This is a genomic window from Pseudomonas sp. yb_9 (genome assembly GCF_043103635.1).
Lineage (GTDB): Bacteria > Pseudomonadota > Gammaproteobacteria > Pseudomonadales > Pseudomonadaceae > Aquipseudomonas > Aquipseudomonas monteilii.
The window spans coordinates 26640-49175 of sequence record NZ_JBICKA010000045.1 but is presented as its reverse complement, the minus strand read 5'-3'; the positions used below and the strand labels follow the sequence as shown (position 1 = coordinate 49175).

At 62.0% G+C, this 22536-nt stretch carries 22 protein-coding genes; 10 read left to right on the top strand and 12 right to left on the bottom strand.

What is annotated here, in order from left to right; all coding sequences use genetic code 11:
* Positions 1 to 11: 11 nt before the first annotated feature.
* The 4 genes from ACF8MI_RS12425 to ACF8MI_RS12410 all read right to left on the bottom strand — a co-directional run bounded on the left by ACF8MI_RS12425 (position 12) and on the right by ACF8MI_RS12410 (position 2436).
* Positions 12 to 566, bottom strand: a complete 555-nt coding sequence (locus tag ACF8MI_RS12425) for a DUF2589 domain-containing protein (RefSeq protein WP_060499005.1) — start codon at positions 564 to 566, stop codon at positions 12 to 14.
* 74 nt (positions 567 to 640) lie between these two features.
* Positions 641 to 1285, bottom strand: coding sequence for a DUF2589 domain-containing protein (locus tag ACF8MI_RS12420; protein ID WP_104834810.1), 645 nt, complete (start codon positions 1283 to 1285; stop codon positions 641 to 643).
* A 61-nt stretch (positions 1286 to 1346) separates the two neighbouring features.
* Complete coding sequence (locus tag ACF8MI_RS12415) at positions 1347 to 1727, bottom strand: Mor transcription activator family protein (RefSeq protein WP_060499007.1); 381 nt, start codon at positions 1725 to 1727, stop codon at positions 1347 to 1349.
* Between the two features lie 250 nt (positions 1728 to 1977).
* Positions 1978 to 2436 (bottom strand): hypothetical protein, encoded by a 459-nt coding sequence (locus tag ACF8MI_RS12410; protein ID WP_104834808.1) that lies wholly within the window; start codon positions 2434 to 2436, stop codon positions 1978 to 1980.
* 151 nt (positions 2437 to 2587) lie between these two features.
* Between ACF8MI_RS12410 and ACF8MI_RS12405 the strand changes: the two genes are divergently transcribed.
* Positions 2588 to 2776, top strand: coding sequence for a hypothetical protein (locus tag ACF8MI_RS12405; RefSeq protein WP_003248064.1), 189 nt, complete (start codon positions 2588 to 2590; stop codon positions 2774 to 2776).
* Between the two features lie 36 nt (positions 2777 to 2812).
* Here ACF8MI_RS12405 and ACF8MI_RS12400 read toward each other — a convergent pair whose 3' ends face one another.
* The gene (locus ACF8MI_RS12400; protein WP_060499009.1) at positions 2813 to 3187 is read right to left on the bottom strand and encodes a hypothetical protein; all 375 of its coding nucleotides are present in this window, start codon (positions 3185 to 3187) and stop codon (positions 2813 to 2815) included.
* Positions 3188 to 3382: 195 nt separating this feature from the next.
* Here ACF8MI_RS12400 and ACF8MI_RS12395 point away from each other — a divergent pair, with 195 nt between their 5' ends.
* Positions 3383 to 5689: an acylase gene (locus ACF8MI_RS12395; RefSeq protein ID WP_164524500.1), complete on the top strand. Its 2307-nt coding sequence runs from the start codon at positions 3383 to 3385 to the stop codon at positions 5687 to 5689.
* Between the two features lie 104 nt (positions 5690 to 5793).
* Here the strand turns inward: ACF8MI_RS12395 and ACF8MI_RS12390 are convergent, their stop codons facing one another.
* Positions 5794 to 6516 carry a UDP-2,3-diacylglucosamine diphosphatase gene (locus ACF8MI_RS12390; protein ID WP_104834804.1) on the bottom strand — a complete coding sequence of 241 codons (723 nt, stop codon included), beginning with the start codon at positions 6514 to 6516 and terminating at the stop codon, positions 5794 to 5796.
* Positions 6513 to 7013, bottom strand: a complete 501-nt coding sequence (locus tag ACF8MI_RS12385) for a peptidylprolyl isomerase (protein WP_060499011.1) — start codon at positions 7011 to 7013, stop codon at positions 6513 to 6515. Before ACF8MI_RS12385 ends, ACF8MI_RS12390 begins: the two co-directional genes overlap by 4 nt.
* Before the next feature lie 248 nt (positions 7014 to 7261).
* Between ACF8MI_RS12385 and ACF8MI_RS12380 the strand changes: the two genes are divergently transcribed.
* Together ACF8MI_RS12380 and cysS are read left to right on the top strand one after the other, a co-directional pair.
* The gene (locus ACF8MI_RS12380; RefSeq protein WP_104834803.1) at positions 7262 to 8965 is read left to right on the top strand and encodes a glutamine--tRNA ligase/YqeY domain fusion protein; all 1704 of its coding nucleotides are present in this window, start codon (positions 7262 to 7264) and stop codon (positions 8963 to 8965) included.
* A gap of 9 nt (positions 8966 to 8974) precedes the next feature.
* Positions 8975 to 10357 (top strand): cysteine--tRNA ligase, encoded by a 1383-nt coding sequence (gene cysS, locus ACF8MI_RS12375; RefSeq protein ID WP_060499013.1) that lies wholly within the window; start codon positions 8975 to 8977, stop codon positions 10355 to 10357.
* Positions 10358 to 10395: 38 nt separating this feature from the next.
* On the opposite strand, the gene ACF8MI_RS12370 is transcribed toward cysS, so the two are convergent.
* The 3 genes from ACF8MI_RS12370 to csiR all read right to left on the bottom strand — a co-directional run bounded on the left by ACF8MI_RS12370 (position 10396) and on the right by csiR (position 13215).
* Positions 10396 to 11787 carry a HAMP domain-containing sensor histidine kinase gene (locus ACF8MI_RS12370; protein WP_060499014.1) on the bottom strand — a complete coding sequence of 464 codons (1392 nt, stop codon included), beginning with the start codon at positions 11785 to 11787 and terminating at the stop codon, positions 10396 to 10398.
* Positions 11765 to 12445: a response regulator transcription factor gene (locus ACF8MI_RS12365; protein ID WP_016714103.1), complete on the bottom strand. Its 681-nt coding sequence runs from the start codon at positions 12443 to 12445 to the stop codon at positions 11765 to 11767. The genes ACF8MI_RS12370 and ACF8MI_RS12365 overlap by 23 nt, the downstream gene beginning before the upstream one ends.
* 74 nt (positions 12446 to 12519) lie before the next feature.
* Positions 12520 to 13215 carry a DNA-binding transcriptional regulator CsiR gene (gene csiR / locus ACF8MI_RS12360; RefSeq protein WP_012272506.1) on the bottom strand — a complete coding sequence of 232 codons (696 nt, stop codon included), beginning with the start codon at positions 13213 to 13215 and terminating at the stop codon, positions 12520 to 12522.
* 194 nt (positions 13216 to 13409) lie between these two features.
* On the opposite strand from csiR, the gene glaH reads away from it, so the two are divergent.
* From glaH to proP, 6 genes are all read left to right on the top strand, one after another.
* Positions 13410 to 14387, top strand: coding sequence for a glutarate dioxygenase GlaH (gene glaH / locus ACF8MI_RS12355; RefSeq protein WP_060499015.1), 978 nt, complete (start codon positions 13410 to 13412; stop codon positions 14385 to 14387).
* 114 nt (positions 14388 to 14501) lie between these two features.
* Entirely contained in the window at positions 14502 to 15752 is a 1251-nt protein-coding gene (gene lhgO, locus ACF8MI_RS12350; RefSeq protein ID WP_060499016.1) for an L-2-hydroxyglutarate oxidase, read from the top strand.
* 152 nt (positions 15753 to 15904) lie between these two features.
* Positions 15905 to 17296 carry a GABA permease gene (gene gabP, locus ACF8MI_RS12345; RefSeq protein ID WP_104834802.1) on the top strand — a complete coding sequence of 464 codons (1392 nt, stop codon included), beginning with the start codon at positions 15905 to 15907 and terminating at the stop codon, positions 17294 to 17296.
* Between the two features lie 87 nt (positions 17297 to 17383).
* A complete protein-coding gene (locus ACF8MI_RS12340) occupies positions 17384 to 18277 on the top strand; it encodes a PA4780 family RIO1-like protein kinase (RefSeq protein ID WP_060499018.1) in 894 nt (297 codons plus the stop codon).
* Positions 18278 to 18451: 174 nt separating this feature from the next.
* On the top strand, positions 18452 to 19426 hold the full coding sequence (gene hemB, locus ACF8MI_RS12335) for a porphobilinogen synthase (protein ID WP_200928463.1): 975 nt from the start codon (positions 18452 to 18454) through the stop codon (positions 19424 to 19426).
* A gap of 186 nt (positions 19427 to 19612) precedes the next feature.
* Positions 19613 to 21115 (top strand): glycine betaine/L-proline transporter ProP, encoded by a 1503-nt coding sequence (gene proP / locus ACF8MI_RS12330; protein WP_060499019.1) that lies wholly within the window; start codon positions 19613 to 19615, stop codon positions 21113 to 21115.
* Here proP and ACF8MI_RS12325 read toward each other — a convergent pair whose 3' ends face one another.
* Positions 21116 to 21817, bottom strand: a complete 702-nt coding sequence (locus tag ACF8MI_RS12325) for a YoaK family protein (RefSeq protein WP_060499020.1) — start codon at positions 21815 to 21817, stop codon at positions 21116 to 21118.
* A 9-nt stretch (positions 21818 to 21826) separates the two neighbouring features.
* On the bottom strand, positions 21827 to 22456 hold the full coding sequence (locus ACF8MI_RS12320) for a riboflavin synthase (protein ID WP_060499021.1): 630 nt from the start codon (positions 22454 to 22456) through the stop codon (positions 21827 to 21829).
* Between the last annotated feature and the right edge of the window lie 80 nt (positions 22457 to 22536).

Below are 22536 nucleotides of genomic sequence, written 5' to 3'. Positions count from 1 at the left end.
CGGGGCGGTCGTCAGCGGACGGTGGCTGCCTCGATGAATTCATTGGTGTCGGGCGAGGGCGGGGCATCGGGAACACGTACCGGGACAATCAGGCTGGTGTATTCCTCGATCAGTCGGTTCAGGGCCTCGGGTGGTTCGCTGGCCTGGAACTGCATGCGTATCTGCACTTCGTCAGGGTCACGGCTGTCACCCTGACGGCCCTGGCCGCCGATGGTGACCTTGAAGCTGGCGGCCTTGTTCTCGCCCGCCGTCAGCAGGGCCTGCTGCGCTTCAGTGCCTTTGACCCGCACCGACAAGTCGACCTGCATACGCTCCAGGGCCAGGCCTTTGGGCGACACCAAAGCGAACAGGGGAACGCGCATGATGTGCTGGCCGTCCATCGCCACTTCGACCATCTTGGCCTTCATGGGAGCGCCCAACGCCTCGGTGTCGCACTCGAAAAACTGGTCGAACAGGTTGATGTACTGCTGTGCAATCAAACTGTTGGTGGCGCTGGCGGCTTCTTGCAGGCCACGGGTGATTTCGCGCAGGTCGATGGAGGTCATGGGGGCGGGGGGCTTTTGCAACGATTCGACTCCTCAAGCCAGGTGATGCCCCTCCCGTTGCGGGCAGGAGGGGTTGATGGGGGCACTCAAACGTCTCACGGCGCCGGTGGGCCTTCCGGTTTTCGCCCTTTCAGGGTATCGGCCTGAGAAATCTCGTCCGGGCTTTGCAGTTCAGCGGTTCTGACAACGGTTGGCTTGGTCGCGGCGTCCGTCAGGAACTCGATCACCCTCATCATTGCTTCGGGCGGCTCCTGGCGCTTCAGGGTGGTGTTGAAGGCATAGCGGGCGCGTGTATCCGTCTTGCGGGTTTGCGTGGACTTGTGGCTGACGCTGCCTTTCACGTTCAGTTTGAACGGCCCCCAGCCCAGTGAGCCGGTCGCTTCTGCGTTCATGTCCTTGCTGGATGTATCCTCCGACATCTGGTTGATCACCAGTTCGAACTCTACATTGCCCTCTTCGATCGAGATATTCGGGTGCGTAATGGCAGCCAGCAGCGGCACTTTCATGGTCTTGCTGACCACGCCTTTGTATTCGCCCTGTTCGTCGACGATGGTTTCGTCGTAGTCGAACTGGATGGCGACTGCCTTGCCATCCTGGACGCACACCTGCATCAGGAAGTCGGCGTACGATTTGCTGGCGGTTACCTGCGCCTGGACCATGGCCTGCAGGGGGCCGGCGATCATGCGGTCCATCGGCAGGGCGTTGATGACCGAGCCAATAAGGCTGTTGTCTATCGACATATCGGGATGCTCTTTCTCGTGGGGTAAGGAAGCCGCCAGTGGCGGCAATGGTGCAGTGGCGTCAGCGAGCGCAAGGCTCCTGGCGCCGAATGTTGCCGATCTGGCGCAGGCTCAGGCCGTATTTGTTGGCCAACAGGCTGCGGGACAGGCCGTTGGCGCTTTCCTTCTGGATCTGCTGGTTGCGCAGCTGGCGCAGGAAGTGGTCAGCCTTGGGGATCTCCAGGGCGACCCCGGCAAAGCGCTTGATCAACGCATCGAGCGCATCGGTCGGCAGCACGTCGGCAAGCTTGGTACGCTCGCGGTGCTTGGGGATGTACTTGGGCCTGCCACCAAAGGCGCAGGTCAGCTGGTAGGCGTTTTCGATGCCGATGCAGTCGATCAGGGCCTGTAGCGAGTGGGGCAGTTGGCTGATATCGATCTGGCTCAAGTCTGGCGTTTGCATATGGCGCTCCTTCGGGATGGGTGGGATGTGCGACCCGATCACCCGCGGCGTTATGTCGAAGGTGTGAGCAAATTCTGTGCGACTGCCAAGGCACGTCGCTAGGCGGCATATGGGTTGGGAGTTGTAGCTTCGGTGAACAGGTTTTGCAGGCAGCGTTATCCGGTGCTGTAGGAAATGGCATCGACATTTGGCGGGGACTGGTGATTTCTCATCTGATCACGCCGATTGTTGCGGATGTGTCCGGTAACCTTCACTCGCACGGATAGCTGTTCAGCAAGCTGGCGCTGCTCAGGTAGGCTTGAGGGGTGGCGCGCATGTCCTGGGGCAATGTGCGCCAGTCAACCAGCAGGCACAGCGCATGCAGGGGCTGGCCGTTGCGCTGGCCGATGACCTGGCCCGCAAAGTGGCGGCGGTACAGGGCCTGGGTCTGGCGCTGAGCCTGTACCTGATCGGCCTGGGCCAGGGTTTGCCGGGCCAGGTCGGGTAGCCGGGCCGCTGGCACACTGAAATGGACTGGCGCCGCATTGGCCTGCAGGTACCCGGCCTGGCGCACGCGTTGCCACAGTTGTTGCCATTGGCTGCTGCCGGCATGGGCGGCCAGCTCGCGCCCCAGTTCGAGCAGGTGCTCGGCGGGTGTTTGCCGGGTGTCCAGTGCATGAAGGGAAAAGGGGGTCAGAAACAGCGAAGTGAACAGCAGGGGTTTGTACATGGTAACTCCGGCTTGGGTGCTTGGGAGCCTCATGCTTTCAGGCTGACCCCGCCCCACCCAGCAGGAAATGCAGCGCCGGGGGCGGTGGCCGTTGTATCATGGCCGCGGCTCGTTGCGAGCCTTTTGCCCCTGATGTTGCAAGGAACCTTCGATGACACACGTGCAGCGCCTGAAATATTCCCTTTTGATCATCCTGGTTGTACTGGGTCTGATGCTGGGCCTGTCCCACCTGCAGAAGCAGGGCACGATCAGTGAGCAGACCTTCCAGATGCTGGCCATTGCCATTGCGGTGGTGGTCGTGGTGATCAATGGCATCCTGCGGCGCAAGGTCAAGCCCTGACCTGTGCGGGCCGGCCAGGTCTGGCCGGCCATACGCTCAGCGCAGCGGTGTTTGCTCCAGCACGGCGCGGGCCTGAGGGTTCAGGCTGTAGCACTTGTCGCTGCCCAGCTGAATGACGCCTTCGGCGCACAGGCGCTTGAGCACTTCGCGCACGCTGAGAAACGACAGCGGGATGTCCAGCTGTTCCAGTTGGGCGTGCACACCGCGCACGCCAATGCTGCGGCCGTTGCGGTCTGCGGCGTGCAAGGCGTCGATCACCTTGAGGCGAATCAGGCTGGTACGCAGGCCAAAGGTGCGCAGCAGTTCGCGGATCTGTTCGTTGCCGGTGCGTTCCTCGGCAAAAATGCCCTGTCCCTTGGGCGCTTTGCCTGGGACGCGCCCAGCCTGGATCGAGGGTTGCGGGTTGTGCATGTGAATGCTCCTTTTCGTGGACGAACCCGAAATGTGGTTGCCTCACTTACTAGGACGAATGAGAACGCAAAAACTGCAACCCACTCGTGAAAAAAAACCGCTTTCTCATCAAGACGTTCCACCGCCTTGTAATACGTAAAATTTTCATCTGGCCATTCGTCTGATCGGGATGACCCCCGAACCCGAGGAGTGCCCGTGTTTCCACTTTCCCGTCCCATGACTTGCGCTGGCCTGGCCGCCGCGCTGGTGGCCTTCAGCGTTACCGTTCAGGCGCAGCCCAACCTTGATGCCAGTGCGCAGATCCGACGTACCAGTTACGGGGTGCCGCATATCGTGGCCAAGGATGAGCGTGGTCTGGGCTATGGTGTCGGCTACGCCTATGCGCAGGACAACTTGTGCCTGCTGGCCAACGAGGTGCTGACCGTGAGCGGCGAGCGGTCACGCCATTTCGGTGCCAAAGGCAAGACCCTGGAACAGCGTGACAACCTGGCCAGTGACCTGTTCTTCACCTGGCTCAACAGCCCGGCGGCGGTCAGTGCGTACTTGCAGGCGCAGCCCGCACCGGTGAAAGCGCTGCTGGAGGGCTATGCCACCGGCTACAACCGGGCGTTGGCTGAGCGTCGCAGGCAAGGCTTGCCTGCCGAGTGCGGCAATGGCGAGTGGGTGCGGCCCATCAGTAGCGAGGACCTGGTCAAACTGACCCGTCGGCTGCTGGCCGAAGGCGGTGTCGGGCAGTTCGTCGAGGCGGTGGCGGGGGCGCAACCTCCTGCACAGACCAGCCAGCAGGCACCGGCTGGCTTCGGTACCGCACTGGCGAGGCAAGAGCGCTTTGCCACGGAGCGCGGCAGCAACGCGGTGGCCGTAGGCGCGCAGCGTTCGGCCAATGGCCGTGGCTTGCTGTTGGCCAACCCGCACTTCCCGTGGATGGGCGGCATGCGCTTTTACCAGATGCAGCTGACCATCCCCGGCCAGCTTGATGTCATGGGCGCCGCATTGCCCGGCCTGCCGGTGGTCAACATCGGGTTCAACCGGCACCTGGCCTGGACGCACACCGTCGATACGTCAAATCACTTCACCTTGTACCGTTTGCAGCTCGATCCCAAAGACCCGACCCGCTACCTGCTCGATGGCAAGTCGCTGCCACTGGTGAGGCAAACCGTCAGTGTTGCGGTCAAGGCCGAAGATGGCAGCGTGAGCCAGGTGGAACGGCAGGTCTACAGCTCGCAATTCGGCCCGGTGGTGCAGTGGCCTGGGCGCCTGGATTGGGATGCGCAGGCGGCCTACAGCTTGCGTGATGCCAACCTGGACAACACCCGGGTGCTGCAGCAGTGGTACCAGATCAACCGTGCCGACAGCCTGGCCGCGTTGAAAGGCTCAGTCGAGCAACTGCAAGGCATCCCATGGGTCAATACCCTGGCGGTGGACCAAGGCGGGCGTGCGTTGTACCTGAACCAGTCGGTGGTGCCCTACGTGGATCAGCCACTGCTGGACGCCTGCAGTAACCCGAAGGGGCAGGGGCGCCTGGTGGTGCTGGATGGTTCGCGCAGCGCATGCCAGTGGAAGGTCGATGCGCAGGCCGCGCAACCGGGTATTTTTCCGGCGCGACTGCTGCCGAGCCTTGAGCGCGAGGACTTCGTGCAGAACTCCAACGACCCGGCCTGGATGGCCAACCCGGCCCAGCCGCTGACCGGTTATTCACCGTTGGTCAGCCGCAATGACCAGCCGTTGGGCATGCGTGGGCGCTTTGCCCTGCAACGTCTGCAGGGCACGGCAAAGCTGGGCGTGGATGACCTGCAGCGCATGGTGACCGACGACGAGGTTTACCTGGCCAGCCTGGTGCTGCCAGATCTGCTGCAGTGGTGCAAGGGCGCAGGCGTGGATGTGCAAGCCGTCTGCAGCAGCCTGGCGGCCTGGAATGGCAAGGCTGACCTGGACAGCGGCATTGGCCTGGTGCACTTCCAGAACCTGTTCAATGCCCTGGCCGAACACCCGGAAAGCTGGCGGGTGGCCTTTAACCCGGCCGATCCGCAGCACACCCCGCGAGGCTTGGCAGTAGAGCAAGCGGCCGTGAGCAAGCTGGTGCACGAGGCTGCGCTGGCTTCGCTCAAGCAGGTGAATGAAAGCGGCGTGGCGGGTAAGGCGCGTTGGGGGCAGGTACAGCAGGCGCTCGATGGCACGCCGGTGCCGGGTGGCCCGCAGGCGCTGGGCGTGTATAACGCGATGTACAGTGTGCCGCGCGGGCAGGGCAAGCGGCTGGTGGTGAGTGGTACCAGCTACCTGCAACTGGTCAGCTTTACCGACAAGGGGCCAGAGGCTCGTGGGTTGCTGGCGTTTTCCCAGTCAAGCGAAGCAGCTTCGGCGCATGCCAGTGACCAGACCAAGGCGTTCGCCGCTAAGCAGCTGGCGGTGATTCCGTTTACCGAAGCGCAGATCAAGGCTGACCCAGAGTATCGGGAAGTGGTGATCAGTGAGCGGGACAAGGGGGCCGTGGTTCAGCAGTAAGGCATGCCGGCCTCTTCGCGGGTAAACCCGCTCCTACAGGATTTACGCGTCCTTGTAGGAGCGGGTTTACCCGCGAAAAGGCCGGCCCGGGCAACCCTGCACCCTCAGGAAAACTCGAAAGGCGCCAGCTGAAACCCTTGCTCATCCACCTGCAAGGCCCAGCCCCGGCGGTCCCAATCTCCCAGCACGATACGCCGTGCCGGCTGTCCATCGACCACCAGCTTGTGTATCGCCGGTCGGTGGGTATGGCCATGCACCAGCGTGCGCACGCCATGTTCCGCCATCACCTTGGGTACTTCCTCCGGCGTGACGTCGACAATCTCGGTAGACTTCATCCGCGTTTGCGTGCGGCTTTCGTTGCGCAGCTTGCGCGCCAGCTTGTAGCGTGCCGACAGCGGCAGGTGACGCAAGATCCACAAACTCAGCGGATTGCGCAGTAACCGGCGCATCTTCATGTAGCCAAGGTCGCGGGTGCACAGGGTGTCGCCATGCATCAGCAGCACCTGTTCGCCGCCCAGCTCGATCACGCTGGGGTCACTCAACAGCGTGCAGCCAGCAGTGTCGCAAAAGGCCTGGCCAATCAGGAAGTCGCGGTTGCCGTGCATCAGGTAGATGGCCGTTCCGCTGTCACTCAGCCGGCGCATGGCCTGGCAGATCGACTGCTGGAAGGGCGTCATGGCATCGTCGCCAATCCACGCTTCGAAAAAATCACCCAGGATGTACAGCGCCTTGGCGTGGCGGGCGCGGCCATCGAGCAGATCAAGAAACGCCCGGGAAATATCCGGGCGTTCTTCTTGCAAATGCAGATCGGAGATCAGCAGGATCACTCAATGATCTCGGCTTTCTCGATGATCACGTCGTCTTTCGGAACGTCCTGGTGGCCAGCTTTGGAGCCGGTGGCGACCTTTTCGATGGCGTCGACGATTTCACGGCCTTCGATCACTTCGCCGAACACGGCGTAGCCCCAGCCCTGCACGTTCTTGCCGCTGTGGTTGAGGAAGTCGTTGTCGGACGAGTTGATGAAGAACTGCGCCGAGGCGGAGTGCGGCTCCATGGTACGTGCCATGGCAATGCTGTACTTTTTGTTCTTCAGGCCGTTGTCGGCTTCGTTCTGGATGGTGGCGCGGGTTTTCTTCTGGCTCATGTTGGCATCGAAGCCGCCACCCTGGATCATGAAGCCCTTGATCACGCGGTGGAACACGGTGCCATTGTAGTGGCCGTCCTTGACGTACTGAACGAAGTTTTCGGTGGTTTGCGGCGCTTTCTCGGCGTCCAGTTGCAGGACGATGTCGCCGTGGTTGGTGCTCAGTTTGACTTTGGACATGCTGAAACTCGCTTCTTCAAGGCAATCAGAAATTAGGGTGCGCAGGGCGCGTGTTATTACCTGACGCAGGATCAGGTGATCGCGACACATGGCGCCCACTGGCCATTTTGCCAGGCTGCGGCAAAAAGCCGTGATAAATCACGCCAGTTTGTCCGGGCCCGACTGTCAGCAGCTTGACTGCTTCGGCTATGATAGGCCCTTTGATTCAATCGGCCTACCCAGGCCGGACACGTGCATTCAAGGATCCTATGAGCAAGCCCATTGCCGACAACGCGCCCAACGCCGCTGCCAAAGGCGCCCCCGCTGTCCCTGCGAACTTCCTGCGGCCGATCATCCAGGCCGACCTGGACTCGGGCAAGCACAGCAGCATCGTCACCCGTTTCCCGCCGGAGCCTAACGGCTACCTGCACATCGGCCACGCCAAGTCGATTTGCGTCAACTTCGGCCTGGCCAAGGAATTCGGCGGCGTCTGCCACCTGCGCTTCGACGACACCAACCCGGCCAAGGAAGACCAGGAGTACATCGACGCCATCCAGAGCGATGTGAAGTGGCTGGGCTTCGATTGGGCGGGCGACGTGCGCTACGCCTCCGACTACTTCGACCAGTTGCACGACTGGGCAGTCGAACTGATCAAGCAGGGCAAGGCTTATGTTTGCGACCTTACCCCCGAGCAAGCCAAGGAATACCGTGGCAACCTCAAGGAGCCGGGCAAGAACAGCCCGTTCCGCGAGCGCAGCGTGGAAGACAACCTCGACCTGTTCGCCCGCATGAAGGCTGGCGAGTTCAAGGACGGCGAGCGCGTGCTGCGGGCCAAGATCGACATGGCTTCGCCAAACATGAACCTGCGCGACCCGATCCTGTACCGCATTCGCCATGCCCACCACCACCAGACCGGTGACAAGTGGTGCATCTACCCCAACTACGACTTTACCCACGGCCAGTCGGATGCCATCGAGGGCATTACCCACTCGATCTGCACCCTGGAGTTCGAAGGGCATCGTCCGCTGTACGACTGGTTCCTCGACAACCTGCCGGTGCCGGCGCACCCGCGTCAGTACGAGTTCAGCCGCCTGAACCTGAACTACACCATCACGTCCAAGCGCAAGCTGAAGCAGCTGGTTGACGAGAAGCACGTCCAAGCCTGGGACGACCCGCGCATGTCGACCCTGTCCGGCTTCCGTCGCCGTGGCTACACCCCGGCTTCGATCCGCAACTTCTGCGAAATGATCGGCACCAACCGCTCCGACGGCGTGGTTGACATGTCGATGCTCGAATTCAGCATCCGTGACGACCTCGACCGCACCGCGCCGCGTGCCATGTGCGTGCTGCGCCCGCTGAAAGTGGTCATCACCAACTACCCGGAAGGCCAGGTCGAGCAGCTTGAGCTGCCGCGCCACCCGAAAGAAGACATGGGCGTGCGCGTGCTGCCGTTCTCCCGTGAGCTGTACATCGACCGGGACGACTTCATGGAAGCGCCGCCAAAGGGCTACAAGCGCCTGGAACCGGCCGGTGAGGTGCGCCTGCGCGGCAGCTACGTGATCCGCGCCGACGAGGCCATCAAGGACGCCGACGGCAACATCGTCGAGCTGCGCTGCTCGTACGACCCGGACACACTGGGCAAAAACCCTGAAGGCCGCAAGGTCAAGGGCGTGATCCACTGGGTACCGGCCGAAGGCAGCATCGAGTGCGAAGTGCGCCTGTACGACCGTCTGTTCCGCTCGCCGAACCCGGAAAAGACCGAGGAGGGCGGCAGCTTCCTGGACAACATCAACCCGGATTCGCTGCAAGTGCTCAGCCGCTGCCGTGCCGAGCCGTCGCTGGCCCAGGCCCAGCCTGAGGACCGCTTCCAGTTCGAGCGCGAAGGCTACTTCTGTGCCGACCTGAAAGACAGCCAGCCGGGCCGCCCGGTGTTCAACCGCACTGTCACCCTGCGTGACTCCTGGGGCAGCTGAGGAAACGCCGTGCTTACCATCTACAACACCCTGAGCAAAGCGAAGGAAACCTTCAAGCCGCTGGATGGCAACAAGGTGCGCATGTACGTGTGCGGCATGACCGTGTACGACTACTGCCACCTGGGCCATGGCCGCAGTATGGTGGCATTCGACCTGGTCACCCGCTGGCTGCGCAAGAGCGGCTACGACCTGACCTACGTGCGCAACATCACCGACATTGATGACAAGATCATCAACCGGGCCAACGAGAACGGCGAAACCTTCGACGCCTTGACCGCCCGCATGATCGATGCGATGCACGAAGACGAGCGCCGCCTGAACATCCTGCCGCCAGACCAGGAACCGCGTGCCACCGACCACATCGCCGGCATGCACGCGATGATCCAGACCCTGATCGACAAGGGTTACGCGTACGCCCCGGGCAATGGTGACGTGTACTACCGCGTCGGCAAGTTCGTCGGTTACGGAAAACTGTCGCGCAAGAAGATCGAAGACCTGCGCATCGGCGCGCGCATCGAGGTCGACGAAGCCAAGCAAGACCCGCTGGACTTCGTGCTGTGGAAGGGCGTGAAGCCGGGCGAGCCGAGCTGGGAGTCGCCATGGGGCCCGGGCCGTCCGGGCTGGCACATCGAGTGCTCGGTGATGTCCACGTGCTGCCTGGGCGAGAGCTTCGACATCCACGGCGGTGGCAGCGACCTGGAGTTCCCGCACCACGAGAACGAGATTGCCCAGAGCGAAGCGGCCACTGGCAAGCAGTACGCCAATGCCTGGATGCACTGCGGCATGATCCGTATCAATGGCGAGAAGATGTCCAAGTCGTTGAACAACTTCTTCACCATCCGTGACGTGCTGGAAAAGTACCACCCGGAAGTGGTGCGTTACCTGCTGGTGGCCAGCCACTACCGCAGCGCGATCAACTACTCCGAAGACAGCCTGCGTGACGCCAAGGGCGCGTTGGAACGCTTCTACCACGCCCTGCGCGGCTTGCCACGCGTGGCAGCCAAGGGTGGCGAGGCATTCGTCGAGCGCTTCAGCGTGGCGATGAACGACGACTTCGGTACCCCCGAAGCCTGCGCCGTGCTGTTTGACCTGGTGCGTGAGATCAATCGCCTGCGCGACAGCGACCCGGAGGCCGCTGCCGGCCTGGCGGGTCGTCTGCGTGAGCTGGGTGATGTGCTGGGTGTGCTGCAGCTGGAAGCCGATGACTTCCTGCGAGCGGGCGCCGAAGGCAAGGTCGATGCGGCCGAGGTTGAAAGCCTGATTCAGGCGCGCCTGCAGGCGCGTGCGGACAAGAACTGGGCCGAGTCGGACCGGATTCGCGACCAGTTGACCGCCATGGGTGTGGTGCTGGAAGACAGCAAGGGTACTACTACCTGGCGGCTGGCTGACTGATCGGCTCGATGATTGGGGCCGCAGAGCGGCCCCAATGGTTACTTGGCTAGCCCCGCCAGTGGGCAATGCAGCACCAACTTCGCCCCACCCAACTCGCTCTCCCCAATCTCCAGCCCGAACCCGTGCAGGTCGACGATCGCCGCAACGATCGACAACCCCAGCCCGAACCCGGCATGGCGATGGCCTTCATCGCTGCGATAGAACCGCTTCAACACCGCAGTACGCTCTTCCTCGGGGATACCCGGCCCACTGTCCTCGATGGCCAGTTGCAGGCGGTTGTCGTCCACTATCGCGCTAATCCCCACTTGCCCGCCTTCGGGCGTGAACTTGATAGCGTTGCCCACCAGATTGGCCAGTGCCTCGAACAGCAGTTCGCGGTCACCGTGCAGAGCCGGCAGCTGCGCGGGCTGGTGCAATTCCAGATGAATACCACCATCTTCGGCCAACGGCAGGTAAAAGTCGTGCAGTTCGACCAGCAAATCATGCGGGTCCAGCTGAACGAACCCGGCACGGCGCTGGCGGTCTTCCAGTTCGCTGATGCGCAACAACCCACGAAAACGTGCCATCAGGGTGTCGGTTTCGCCGATGGCCTGGTCCAGCGCCTCGGCTTGCGCAGAGTCCACATCGCTCTGCTGGCGAATGCGGTACAGCTGGGCGCGCAGGCGAGTCAGAGGGGTGCGCAGGTCATGGGCAATGTTGTCGCACACACCTTTCACCTCATGCATCAACCGCTCGATACGGTCGAGCATGGCATTGACGATGGCGGCCAGCATGTCCAGCTCGTCGCGCCTGGCCGACAAGGGCAGGCGGTGCGTCAGGTCACCCGCGACGATAAGCTCGGCCTGGGCCTGGATCGCGCGGATACGCTTTAACGGCCGGCGGCGCAACAGATACCAGCCTGCAAAGCCTGGGATCAGCGTCAAGGAGATACCCCAGAGCAGGGCATCGAGAATAATCCGGGTCACCACGAACAGTGAGCCGTTATCGCGGAACAGTACCAGCCAGCGGCCATCTTGCACTTTGATCGCCACCGCATCGCAGCTGTCGCGGGGCAGGTGTGGGTCGTCGGCATCCAGGCAGCGTTTCAACTCATGGATCTTGCCGTCCAGCCTTAGTTCCGGGGGCAGGGCACGCACACTGCCGCCCATCGGGTTGAGCTGGGCGTCAAACAGGCCGTAGGCGTCGAAGCTGCGTTCTTCGAAGGCCTGGCTGGCGATCAGGGCGTCATCCAGCTGCTTGCCGCTCATGTGCGCGAACAGGTGCTGGCGTTGCAGCATGGAGTGGCGGGTGAGTTTGTTCAGGTAGCTGGATACCTCGAAATACAGCACCCCCATGAGGATGCTGCTCCAGGCCACGAACAGAAAGCTGTACAGCGCCAGCAGGCGGCTGGTCGAAGAGCTCCAGCCTTTAGACGGGTTCAGCAATGGCATAGCCGGAGCCCCGTACCGTACGGATCAGCGGCGACTGGCCGGGGGAGTCGATTTTCTTGCGCAGGCGGCCGATGTGCACGTCGATCAGGTTGGTGCCCGGGTCGAAGTGGTAGCCCCATACTTCCTCGAAAATCATCATCCGCGTGATCACCTGGCCGCTGTGGCGCATCAGGTACTCCAGCAGCTTGTACTCGGTGGGCAACAGGTTGAGGGTGTTGTCTCCACGGCGCGCCTCGTGGCTGATCAGGTCCAGCTGCAGGTCGGCGACCTGCAGGCGGGTCTGGGTCATGGGCACGCTGTTGCGGCGCAGCAATACCTCGACCCGCGCAGCCATCTCGTCGGAGGCGAACGGCTTGGTCAGGTAGTCGTCACCGCCGGCACGCAGGCCGCGTACCCGCTCATCGACGTCGGAGAGGGCACTGATCATCAGGATCGGGGTGGCGATCTTGAGGCTGCGCAGGGTGGTCACGATGGTCAGGCCGTCGACCTCGGGCAGCATGCGGTCGAGGGTGATCAGGTCGTAGCCGCCGGCAATGGCTTTGGCCAGGCCTTCACGGCCATTGTCGGCCCAATCCACGTCCAGGCCGTGGCTGGTAAGTTCGGCGACGATTTCCTGGCCGGTGACGGCGTCGTCTTCGATGGTCAGTACGCGAGGCATGCTGGTTCCTGGGCATCTAATAGAGATTTGATTGTGCCAAAGAATAGACAACCGGCGATTTAAGAAAAATTCATCTAGCGTGCGCCGATACCCTCGGCATGCATGATCTGCGCAATGATCGGCACCGGCGTCATCAGGTGCGAGCGCATCATGGCGCTGGCGCGCTTGGCGTCGCGGGCGAGAATCACCTCCACCAGTGCCGCATGCTCCTGGCGCTTGAGCTCCAGCGCCTGTTCGGAAAACACCGTCTGCGTCAGCCACAGGTGGCGATAACGCTCGGCCTGGTCGAACAGGTAGGTGCGCGCCTGCAGCAGGTGTTTGGAACCGCAGCCCGAGGCAATGGCGGTATGAAACGCCTTGTGCCGTTCGTCCCACACATCCAGGCGCTGTTCGCGGGTTTTTACTTCCACGACCTTGGCCAGTGTATGGGAGTGGGCCAGGACTGACGCCTCCCAGGCGTCATCACCGCGCTCGATGGCCAAGGCAATGATCATCGCCTCCAGGTTGGCGCGCGCATCGTAGATGTCGTTCATCTCGTCCAGCGACATGGGCGCCACCCGGTAGCCTTTCTGGCTGATGGCGTTGACCAGGTGTTCGGCCACCAGTTGCGACAGCGCTTCGCGCAGCGGGCCCACGCCCAGGTCGTAGCGTTCCTTCAGGGCGCTCATCAACAGTTTTTCACCGGGCTTGAACACGCCACGAATGATGTCCTTCTTGAGCCTCTCATACCCGCTGAATGCTGAGTTTTGTCGTGGGGCGAGCGCTTCCAAGATCCTGTTCCTCAAAACGTTTTGGTGATCATACCGAAACCCTCTGCGGACGAAAAACAATGGACAATAACGCTTAATAGCTATGAAAGATAAAAATGTAGACATTTTTATTGAGTAGCGATATTTTTAGCTCGCCCTCACTGATCCAGGTCATCACTGGATAGCGCCAACCACCTTTTTGCCAGGACACTGCCATGAACGCCTTTACGCAGATCGACGAACTTGTGATGCCGCTGCCGCTCGAACCGCGTGGTTACACCATCGCTCCCTCGAAACAGTCGCCGCGCCTGCTGGAACTGACCTTTGCCCGCGAAACCGTCGAAGCGTTCGTCCAGGCCGTCGCCCAATGGCCGGTGCAGGCGCTGGAGTACAAGTCGTTCCTGCGCTTCCGGGTAGGTGAGATTCTTGATGAGCTGTGCCAGGGCACCTTGCGCCCCGTGCTGCTCAACACCATCCTCGACCGCACGACCGGCGGCATGCTGATTACCCCGATTGGCCTGGATGACGTGAGCCAGGCCGAGGACATGGTCAAGTTCACCACCGCCTGTGCACACCTGATCGGCCGCTCCAACTACGACGCCATGAGTGGGCAGTTCTATGCGCGCTTCGTGGTGGTCAACAGCGACAACTCCGACAGCTACCTGCGCCAGCCGCACCGGGTCATGGAGCTGCACAACGACGGCACCTTCGTGAACCAGATCACCGACTACGTGCTGATGCTGAAGATCGACGAAAAGAACATGGAAGGTGGCAACTCGCTGCTGCTGCACCTGGACGACTGGGAGCAGTGCGAGGAATTCTTCCGCCACCCGATGGCACGCCGCGAAATGCGCTGGACCGCGCCACCCAGCAAAAAGGTTGCCGAGGATGTGTTCCACTCGGTGTTCGACACCGATGGCGAAGGCCGCCCGACCATGCGCTACATTGACCAGTTCGTGCAGCCGGAAAACTACGAGGAAGGCATCTGGCTGAACGCCTTGTCCGACTCGCTGGAAGGCAGCGAGAAGAAGGTGTCGATACCGGTAGGTGTAGGCAGCTTCCTGCTGATCAACAACCTGTTCTGGCTGCATGGCCGTGACCGCTTCACCCCGCATGAGGGCCTGCGCCGTGAACTGATGCGTCAGCGTGGTTACGTCGCCTTCCCAAAACCGCTGTACCAGCGCGGGCAATAATCAAGGGTGTCGGGCGGGCGCCCGCCCATGCGCTTTTGCAAAAAAACGATGCCACCAAGGCCCGCGCGGGCCTTGGTGAGCCAGCCAGGCAATGCCTGCGTGTGAGGTAAGGCTGTGTACGATTTCATCATTATTGGCGGTGGCATTGTGGGCATGTCCACGGCCATGCACCTGATCAAGGTCTACCCGGACGCGAAGATTCTCCTGCTGGAGAAAGAATCCGGCCCGGCTCGCCATCAGACCGGCCACAACAGCGGCGTGATTCACGCCGGCGTGTATTACACCCCCGGCAGCCTCAAGGCGCGTTTCTGCCTGGAAGGCAACAAGGCCACCAAGGCCTTCTGCACCCAGCACGGCATCCGCTTCGATGAGTGTGGCAAGTTGCTGGTGGCCACCAACGACCTGGAAATGCAGCGCATGAAGGCGCTGTGGGAGCGTACTGAGGCCAATGGCCTGGAGCGCTACTGGCTGTCGGCAGACGAGTTGCGCGAGCGCGAGCCCAATATCGTAGGTATGGGTGGCATCTTCGTGCCGTCCAGCGGCATCGTCAATTACGCGCAAGTGACCGCCGCCATGGCCGCAGACTTCCAGCGTGCCGGTGGCGAAATCCGCTATGGCGCTGAGGTGGTCGGCTTGCAGGAGCAGGCCAGCGAAGTGATCGTACGCACACAGCGCGACGAGTTCCGCAGCCGTTTCCTGGTAACGTGCTCGGGCCTGATGGCCGACCGCGTGGTGAGCATGCTGGGCCTGCGCACCGAGTTCGTGATCTGCCCGTTCCGTGGCGAGTACTACTTGCTGCCCAAGCAACATGACCAGATCGTAAACCACCTGATCTACCCGATTCCTGATCCGTCGATGCCGTTCCTGGGGGTGCACCTGACCCGCATGATCGACGGCACCGTCACCGTCGGCCCCAACGCCGTACTGGCAATGAAGCGCGAGGGCTACCGCAAGACCGACGTCAGCCCTGGTGACCTGTTCCAGACCCTCACCACCCCCGGCATTCTCAAGGTACTGGCGAAGAACTTCCGCCCGGGCCTGATCGAGATGAAAAACTCGCTGTTCAAGGGCGGCTACCTCAAGCAGGTGCAGAAGTACTGCCCGAGCATCACCAAAGCTGACCTCACGCCATACCCGGCCGGCGTACGCGCCCAGGCGGTGTCGCGTGACGGCAAGCTGATCGACGACTTCCTGTTCGTCAACACCGCGCGCAGCGTGAACGTGTGCAATGCGCCGTCGCCGGCCGCCACCTCGGCCATTCCGATCGGCGCCTACATTGTCGAAAAGGTGTGCGAGCAGGTCAGCCGGCAAGGGGGCCACATCCCTAAGGCGGATCGTGCAGCCAGCCAGCGGGTTGCCAGCTGACACACCGGTAATACGTTTTGCGGTCTCCTCTTACTCAACCCGAACTGCCCTACTCACCATTTAGGGCAGGGCGGGCTTTTTCGCGCCTGCGTCGGTGATCGTGCCAGCCGACGGCCCCTTCGCGGGCATGACAAAAACAACAAGGTAGCGCCATGCAAACCCACAAGAACAATTTGAGTCATGGATTGAAATCACGGCATGTCACCATGCTGTCCATTGCCGGCGTGATCGGTGCAGGCCTGTTTGTCGGCTCTGGCCGTGCCATTGCTGAAGCCGGGCCGGCCACCATTCTGGCCTATATCCTGGCCGGTGGCCTGGTAGTGCTGGTGATGCGCATGCTGGCCGAAATGGCGGTAGCCTCGCCAGATACCGGGTCGTTTTCCACCTATGCCGACCTCGCCATCGGCAAATGGGCCGGCTACACCATCGGTTGGCTGTATTGGTGGTTCTGGGTGCTGATCATCCCGATCGAAGCCAACATCGCCGCCACCATTATCAATTCCTGGGTCCCGCAACTGGAGATCTGGGTATTGTCGCTGGTCATCACGTTGTTGCTGACCGCAACCAACCTGTTCAGCGTGAAGAACTACGGTGAGTTCGAATTCTGGCTGGCACTGGTCAAGGTGGTGGCTATCGTCAGCTTTATTGCGCTTGGCGTGTGCGCCATTTTCGGTTTGTTGCCGGGTTCTGGCGTCAGCGGGGTCTCGCGCCTGTGGGACACCGGCGGTTTCATGCCAAATGGCTTCGGCGCAGTGCTCAGCGCCATGCTGATTACCATGTTCTCGTTCCTCGGTGCCGAGGTGGTGACGATTGCGGCAGCCGAGTCTGACGAGGCGGGCAAGCACATTTCCAAGGCCACCAATTCGGTGATCTGGCGGATCACGCTGTTCTACATCCTGTCGATCTTCATCGTTATCGCACTGGTACCGTGGACCGACCCGCGCCTGGCCACCGAAGGCTCATACGTTACGGTGCTGGATACCCTGGGCGTGCCAAATGCCAAGGCCATCATCGACTTCGTGGTGCTGACATCGGTGACCAGCTGCCTTAACTCGTCGTTGTACACCGCCTCGCGCATGGTCTATTCGCTGAGCCGTCGCGGTGATGCGCCGGCTTGCGCCCAGGTGACCAGCCGCAGCGGCACACCAGTGGTAGCGGTGCTGCTGTCTACCGGTGCTGCGTTCCTGGCGGTGATTGCCAATTACCTGGTGCCAGCCAAGGTGTTCGGCTTCCTCATGGCAAGCTCCGGCGCCATTGCCCTGCTGGTGTACCTGGTGATCGCCGTTTCCCAGCTGCGCCTGCGCCAACGCTTGACTGCACAGGGCAAGACGTTGGGTTACCGCATGTGGCTGTTCCCGTGGCTGACCTGGGGCGTGATCCTGTTCATCAGTGGCGTATTGGTGCTGATGCTGTTCCGGCCGGATCACCGCCTTGAGGTGGTGTCGACCATGGTGCTGGCGGTGCTTGTGGTGTGTTCCGGCCTGCTGGTCACGCGGCGCCGGGCACGTGCAGTGCCGGTGAACAGCGTAGGGCAGGGTGCCTGACACGTCTGGTCTGAAGACAGACGAGCAAGTCGCATCAGGCTGTGAGAGGATGTCCGCCATTGCAGCCAGGACCCCGAACACAGCCTGATGAAGACACCCAAAAGAATCGAACCCCTGATCGAAGACGGCCTGGTCGACGAAGTACTGCGGCCGTTGATGAGTGGCAAGGAGGCCGCCGTGTACGTGGTGCGCTGTGGCAGCCAGGTACGTTGCGCCAAGGTCTATAAAGAAGCCAACAAGCGCAGCTTCCGCCAGGCCGCCGAGTACCAGGAAGGCCGCAAGGTGCGCAACAGCCGTCAGGCCCGGGCCATGGCCAAGGGTAGCAAGTACGGCCGCAAGGAAGCCGAAGACGCTTGGCAGAACGCCGAAGTGGCGGCGCTGTTTCGCCTTGCCAGCGCGGGCGTGAGGGTGCCCAAGCCTTACGACTTCCAGGACGGCGTGCTGTTGATGGAGCTGGTAACCGATGCCGATGGCGATGCCGCACCAAGGCTGAACGACGTGCACCTTGAAGCCGAGGATGCCCGCACGTTCCATGCCTTTGTCATTCGTCAGATCGTCTTGATGCTGTGTGCCGGGCTGGTGCATGGCGACCTGTCGGAGTTCAACGTGCTGCTGGGCCCGGACGGGCCAGTGATCATCGACTTGCCACAGGCGGTGGATGCGGCGGCCAACAACCATGCCTTCAACATGCTGCAGCGCGACGTTGACAACATGGCCCACTATTTCGGGCGCTTTGCGCCGGAGCTGAAAAGCACCCGGTATGCGCAGGAAATGTGGGCGCTGTACGAGGCCGGTGACTTGCTTCCCGACAGCCCATTGACTGGCGTGTTCGAGGATGACGAACATGAAGCTGACGTGACGGGGGTCATTCGCGAGATCGATGCTGCCCGCATGGATGATGCCCGCCGCCGTGCCGCGCGGGCCGAGGCCGAGCATGGACCGACCAAGGCAGAAGAGCCGACGCCGCCCTGGCTTCAGTAATAGGTTGCCTGTACCGGCCTCATCGCGGGCGTGCCCGCGAAGAGGCCGATACAGGATAACCAGGGCGCCAAACAGTCATTGCCTTTGACGCAAGACAATATCTCGTCATTTGTCCTTTTCACTGGCGCGTGACAGGCATAAGGTATACGCCGTTCAAAATGCCCTGGAGCTGTCATGTCCAACCAATTCCCCTCCGTTCGTCCCCGCCGCCTGCGCCAGAACGAGTCCCTGCGCACGATCTTCCAGGAAACCGAGTTCCGCCTGGAAGACCTGATCCTGCCGATCTTCGTCGAAGAGGGCATCGATGACTTCGTGCCGATCACCAGCATGCCCGGCGTCAATCGCATCCCCGAAAAGCTGCTGGCCCAGGAAATCGAGCGCTACGCCCGTGCCGGGATCAAGTCGGTGATGACCTTTGGCGTATCGCACAACCTGGACGCTGTGGGCAGCGACACCTGGAACGAAAACGGCCTGGTTGCGCGCATGTCGCGCATCTGCAAAGACACCGTGCCGGAAATGGTGGTGATGTCCGACACCTGCTTCTGCGAATACACCAGCCACGGCCACTGCGGCGTGCTGCATGACCACGGTGTGGACAACGACGCCACCCTGGCCAACCTGGGCAAGCAAGCGGTCATCGCTGCCGCTGCCGGTGCCGATTTCATCGCCCCGTCGGCGGCAATGGACGGCCAGGTACAGGCTATCCGCAGCGCGCTGGATGGTGCCGGTTTCCATGACACGGCGATCATGGCCTATTCGACCAAGTTTGCCTCGTCGCTGTATGGTCCGTTCCGTGAAGCCGGTGGTACCGCGCTGAAGGGCGACCGCAAGAGCTACCAGATGAACCCGATGAACCGCCGCGAAGCGGTGCGCGAGTCGCTGCTGGACGAGCAGGAAGGGGCAGACGTGCTGATGGTCAAGCCGGCTGGCGCCTACCTGGACGTGATCGCCGACATCCGCGCAGCGTCGCGCCTGCCTCTGGCTGCGTATCAGGTGAGCGGCGAGTACGCGATGATCAAGTTCGGCGGCCTGGCCGGTGCCATCGATGAAGGCCGGGTGGTGCGTGAAAGCATTGGCGCAATCAGGCGTGCCGGTGCTGACCTGATCCTGACCTACTTCGCCATGGACCTGGCCCGCGAGGGTATCTGATTAATAGGGCGCCGCTTTGCGGCGCCTCTGTTCACCTGTGCCTTGAAGCCGTGTAATGCCCCTGTGGGAGCGGCTTCAGCCGCGAAGACGCCAGCAAGCCAATTCACAAAAAATCGTCAAGCGCTGAATTATTTAGTGTCCCGTTGTATCTGAACCCTAAGAGCATTCATAGACAGGGATACGGGCATGAAACCTCGCAAGAAAAGCGTCCAGCCAATCGGCCTGAAGGACATCACGATCGTCGACGACGGAAAGATGAAAAAGGCGATCACCGCCGCAGCGCTGGGCAATGCCATGGAGTGGTTCGACTTCGGTGTTTACGGCTTCGTCGCCTACGCGCTGGGGAAGGTGTTCTTCCCCAATGCCGACCCCAGCGTGCAGATGATCGCCGCACTGGCCACCTTTTCTGTGCCGTTCTTGATCCGGCCGTTGGGCGGACTGTTTTTTGGCGCCCTGGGCGACAGGTTTGGCCGGCAAAAAATCCTCGCCGCGACTATCGTGATCATGTCGCTCAGTACCTTCGCTATCGGCCTGATACCGTCCTATGCCAGCATCGGCATCTGGGCGCCAATTTTGTTGCTGCTGGCCAAGATGGCCCAAGGGTTCTCAGTGGGCGGCGAGTACACGGGGGCGTCGATCTTCGTCGCCGAATACGCTCCCGACCGCAAGCGGGGTTTTCTCGGTAGCTGGCTGGACTTCGGCTCCATTGCCGGTTTTGTGCTTGGTGCAGGCGTGGTGGTGCTGATTTCTACCGTTCTCGGCGAGGAAAAGTTCCTGGAGTGGGGCTGGCGCCTGCCGTTCTTCCTGGCCCTGCCGTTGGGCATCATCGGCCTGTACCTGCGCCATGCGCTGGAAGAAACGCCCGCGTTCCAGCAGCATGTCGAGAAGCTGGAGCAGGGCGACCGCGAAGGGCTTGCCTCTGGGCCTAAGGTGTCGTTCAAGGAGGTGGCCACCCAGCACTGGCGCAGCCTGGTGACTTGCATTGGTGTGGTGATTGCCACCAACGTCACCTATTACATGCTGCTCACTTACATGCCCAGCTACCTGTCGCACAACCTGCATTACAGCGAAGACCACGGCGTGCTGATCATCATCGCGATCATGGTCGGCATGCTGTTCGTGCAACCGATGATAGGCCTGCTCAGCGACAAGTTTGGCCGCCGGCCATTCATCATCGTCGGCAGTGTCGGCCTGTTCGCCCTGGCCATTCCGGCGTTCATGCTGATCAACAGCGGTGAGCTGGCGGTGATTTTCGCCGGGTTGCTGATCATTGCCGTCATGCTCAACTTCTTCATCGGCGTAATGGCCTCGACGCTGCCGGCGATGTTCCCCACACACATCCGCTACAGCGCCCTGGCCAGTGCCTTCAACATCTCGGTGCTGATCGCCGGCCTTACCCCGACGCTCACTGCCTGGCTGGTGGAGAGCACCGGCAACCTGTACATGCCGGCTTATTACCTGATGGCGATTGCCGCCGTGGGCCTTGTCACTGGCCTGACCATGAAGGAAACCGCCAACAAGCCGCTGCGCGGTGCGGCACCGGCGGCATCGGACATCGAGGAAGCGCGTGAACTGCTGCAGGAGCACCACGACAACATCGAGCAGAAAATCGAAGACATCGACGCGCAGATCGCCGAGCTGGAAGCGAAACGCAAGGTGCTGGCTCAGCAGCACCCGCGCATCGACTGATCAGCGAGGCATGTAGCCGCGCTGCCAGGCGCGCGGGATGAACCGCGATACCAGGGCCAGCACACACGCCAGCGCGCAGCTGCCGGCCAGTGCCTGCAGGCCCAGGTGTTGTTGCAACCAGGCGCCGAGCGCGGCCCCCGACAGCATACCGGCCCAAGGCACCAGCTGCACCCGCCAGCCGTTACGCCGCTCGCCCAGCAGCCAGCGCCCCAGGCCACGGCCGAAGCGGGACAGGGCGCCAGTAACGTAGGTCAGGCCGATGGGCAGGCCGTTCACCTGTTCGACCACGGCATTGATCATGCCCATGGCCAGTGTGGCGGCCAGTAATGCCGGGAAGGTGGCTGCCAACGGCCACACGGCCGCGAACCCCAGCAGTGCGGCGACCACCAGCAACACGGGCCAGGCCCGGCGGTGAAAGCCGCGTGCCAGCAGTACGCCCAGCGCATTGCCGGCGACAAAGCCCAATACCGCGCCACTCAGGCGCAGCACCAGGGCCAGGTCGGCTTCACTGATGGCCACCGCCAGGCGCGTGGTGTTGCCGCTCATGAACGACACGAAGTCACCCAGCGCCAGCAGGCCGATGGCATCGGTCATGCCAGCCAGCACCGACAGGGCGGCGACCAGGCCGAGGCCGACACGACCACGTAGGGTTTGCAGCCGCAGCCGCCTGGCCGTGCGCGTTGGGAGGGCATTGGGCAGCATGCGCAGGCCTCAGGGCAGCAGTTTTTCGCGGGCCAGGGTGCCTTTGAGGGTGCGCTCCACCACGTCGACCAGCACCATGGTCTGGTGATCGACCTCGATATTGAGTAGCTCGCCGGCCTTGTAGCGGGCGAAGGTGGTCTGGCGCAGGGTTTCCGGGATCAGGTTGATGGTGATGACATTGTCGTCGACATCGGCAACGGTCAGGCTGCAGCCGTTGACCCCGATGAAGCCGCGCGGGAACACGTACTTGCCCCATTCCGGCGGCATGCGAAACCTGATGAATGCACCGGTTTCCTTGATGGACAGCTCGACGATTTCCGCAGTGGTGGCGATGTGGCCGGCCATCAGGTGGCCGCCGACTTCGGCGTTCATTTTTGCCGAGCGTTCGATGTTGACGCCTTGGCCGGCCTTGAAATTGCGCAGGTTGGTGCGCTCCAGGGTGGCGTTCATGGCGTCGAACCTGACCTGCGTACCGTGAATTTCGGTGACCGACAGGCAAGTGCCCTCGACACTGACGCTGGCGCCGATCTTCAGTTCGTCGAGCAGTTCGGTGGTGAGGTCGATGGTGAACTGGTTGTGGCCCGGGTAGGCGGTCACATCAAGCAGAGGGCGGACGGCCTGGACGATGCCGGTGTACATGGAGTTGCTCCTGGGCACAAAAAGAAATCACCCGAACGCTATGCCTCTGGCGCTGCAAAATCAAGGTCGGCCTCTGCGCA